The organism is Chitinophaga ginsengisoli, from assembly GCF_003014595.1.
GTDB lineage: Bacteria > Bacteroidota > Bacteroidia > Chitinophagales > Chitinophagaceae > Chitinophaga > Chitinophaga ginsengisoli.
Genome location: NZ_PYGK01000041.1, coordinates 1 through 2570 on the forward strand (window position 1 = coordinate 1; position 2570 = coordinate 2570).

At 39.5% G+C, this 2570-nt stretch carries 4 protein-coding genes and 1 pseudogene; 4 read left to right on the top strand and 1 reads right to left on the bottom strand.

The window, feature by feature from the left end:
* Window positions 1-81: 81 nt before the first annotated feature.
* Both CLV42_RS33545 and CLV42_RS33550 read left to right on the top strand, forming a co-directional pair.
* Window positions 82-1065 (top strand): annotated as a pseudogene (locus CLV42_RS33545) (RHS repeat domain-containing protein); the annotation flags it as partial.
* A 43-nt stretch (window positions 1066-1108) separates the two neighbouring features.
* Complete coding sequence (locus CLV42_RS33550; protein ID WP_106606317.1) at window positions 1109-1612, top strand: hypothetical protein; 504 nt, start codon at window positions 1109-1111, stop codon at window positions 1610-1612.
* A gap of 57 nt (window positions 1613-1669) precedes the next feature.
* Here CLV42_RS33550 and CLV42_RS33555 read toward each other — a convergent pair whose 3' ends face one another.
* Window positions 1670-2008, bottom strand: coding sequence for a helix-turn-helix domain-containing protein (locus CLV42_RS33555; RefSeq protein ID WP_106606319.1), 339 nt, complete (start codon window positions 2006-2008; stop codon window positions 1670-1672).
* 151 nt (window positions 2009-2159) lie between these two features.
* Here CLV42_RS33555 and CLV42_RS33560 point away from each other — a divergent pair, with 151 nt between their 5' ends.
* Window positions 2160-2372, top strand: a complete 213-nt coding sequence (locus CLV42_RS33560; RefSeq protein ID WP_106606318.1) for a SymE family type I addiction module toxin — start codon at window positions 2160-2162, stop codon at window positions 2370-2372.
* A partial coding sequence (locus CLV42_RS33565) for a CHC2 zinc finger domain-containing protein (RefSeq protein ID WP_245901810.1) occupies window positions 2350-2570 on the top strand: 221 nt, incomplete at its 3' end. The genes CLV42_RS33560 and CLV42_RS33565, both read left to right, overlap by 23 nt.

Genomic DNA, 2570 nt, shown 5'->3' on the forward strand with positions numbered 1-2570 from the left:
GGCAGTTCTTTGAGTAAAAAAGCGTGCAGGGCTGGTTGCCTGTAGGAGTAAAGTTGCGCAGGGGGCTATCGTTATGGGTTTAATGGGAAGGAGAACGACAACGAAATCAAAGGTGAGGGGAATCAGCAGGATTATGGGATGCGGGTGTATGATCCGAGGTTGGGGAGATTTTTGTCAGTAGATCCGTTGACGCAAGATTTTCCATGGTATACACCATATCAGTTTGCAGGAAATAAGCCGATTTGGGCGATAGATTTGGATGGTGCAGAGGAGTTGATACCGGTATTTGGAATGGAGCCACCAATGTTTAGTAATGCAAGCGAAATACTGGAGACGGGCGCAGATGTTGGAGGAAAGACCTCGTTTGAGTGGGCATCAGGAAGCAGTCCATTTGGTGAGATAACGGCTGTAGAACGTATTGCTATACCACAAGAGTTACCTTTTAATTGGTCCTCTTTTGACGTGATGCCAATATTGCCTAGACCGCAATCTTACACTTATGGCAGAGGTCCTTTATTAAAAGCGCCTAATGAGAATACAATTACTCAACAAGTTCCTGAAAAATCGCCACAACCTACAGCTAATCCTCAGCGTCAATATGATCCTAAGAAGACTCCGGAAAAAGAGGACAATGGCGACGATGGTTATTATTTATATGAAACAGCGGGATCGGATAAAATTAATAGTGGTATTGTTACAGGAAAATCAGCAATTGCCTATTTTGGTATAACCAAGACTGCCTTTGAGAGAAATGGAAGCATACCAGGTAGATATGATCCAAAGCATGAGCGTGTAAAGAACTTAGTAACGATCCACGGGAAAGCAAATGCGTATACTATTAAAGGCGCGGAAACAGCGATTATTGAATTGAATTCTAAAGGTACTGATATTAAGTATACAACTAGGATCGATAATAAGAGTAGGTCAACAAGTGATCGAGCTCGTATTAATGCTGGGATAAAGTGGTTACGGGAAAATTTTGGGAATGATTGGCAGAAGAAGTTCCTGCGGCCAGAAAATCCTAAAGGAAAGAATCATCCTGATTCAAAGAATAAAAAGCCTTAAATAGGATAATTATAATTGATAGTAGAAAACAGAGCAAAAAATTATGATAGTAGGTAAAGAAAGCGATTTTGCTATTGAGATTACGGATTATGATAAGGTAAAACGAATAGCAAAATTAAAACTGCATTTAAATGGTAAGGTTTTTGGTGATGGCAAGAAATCCAAATCAATAGACCCCTTAGTTTCTGCATTAGAAACAATTATTGAGGCTGGTGATAGTTTATATGATACTAGCTTTAATAATAGAAGTTTTGGAGATGTCTTTTCGACGGTTTTAGTTTTGCATGCAGAAGTTGGAGAATGGACAGATGATGATTATGCACAGCTTGATAGGTATGAGCGGTTTACTTTTTTTTGGGGTGAACAATTTTCGAATGTTACAGCTGTAGTTTTTACTAAAGACGGGATTTGCCATATTTTATGGTCAATGAATAAGAATATGTCTGGTGGAAAAATTGATTATTTGAAGAATTTGCATGCTGACCTAATTCCATTGAATAGTATTGTTGGCGTTAAGGATGAACTTATGCAATATCTAAATCAATGAGTTTAATTAGCCATTCAATAATAGAAAAGCACCGGGTTATTGACCGGTGCTTTTCTATTATTGAATGGCTTTAAGTTTAACGTTATTGATCATAGCATCGAGGGCGTAGAGAATACATTTTTTATCCTGCTCTGGAAACCTTGCGATATCATTTAATCTTCTGAGCATAGAAGGATCTTTTAATAGTTCCCTGTCTTCCGATTCCCCCAAAAGATAGCCCACTGTAGTATCGAGGACCTCCGCTAGTTTTTTTACAACATCAATAGTAGGCTTGACCTCATCCCGCTCATATTTACCGATGATAGAATGATGTGATTCAATCTGTCTGGCCAGTTCCGCCTGGGAGAAGCTTTTAGCTTCCCTGGCCTCCCTTAGTTTTTTGCCAAAGCTGCTCATAATGCGCATTTATGGTATTAAAAAGCTTGTTAGTAGTTGGTTTTATAAAAATACTGACAAAAAATGAGCTAATGAAACCATAAATATTTTGCCTATTGGTATAGATGTTCTACATTTATACCAAATATTGTCAGGCTTAAAAAATATCCACATGGCAAACAAAGCACTACGTCGCGGTAAGCTGCACGGTCGGTACCAGACATTAAGTAAACATTGGCATGGCGGCCGTAATGTTCCCTGGCTAAATGTGCGGGGTCTGTGGCTGGAAGAAGCAGGCTTTAATGTAGGTGATCCGATAGATATCATAGTCGGAAAAGGAAAGCTGATCGTTAAAAAGGCTTATGATGGAAATAGCAGCCATTAAGCAGCAGCTAACGTTATCGCAGGTGCTATCTTATTATGGGTTAAAACCGGATAAGCACCTGCGATTACACTGCCCGTTCCACGATGACAAGACGCCCAGCCTACAGGTGTATTACAAGACGCATAGCTGTTATTGTTTTAGCAGTAACTGTAAGACGCATGGGAAGCCATTGGATGTAATAGACTTTGTGATGTACAA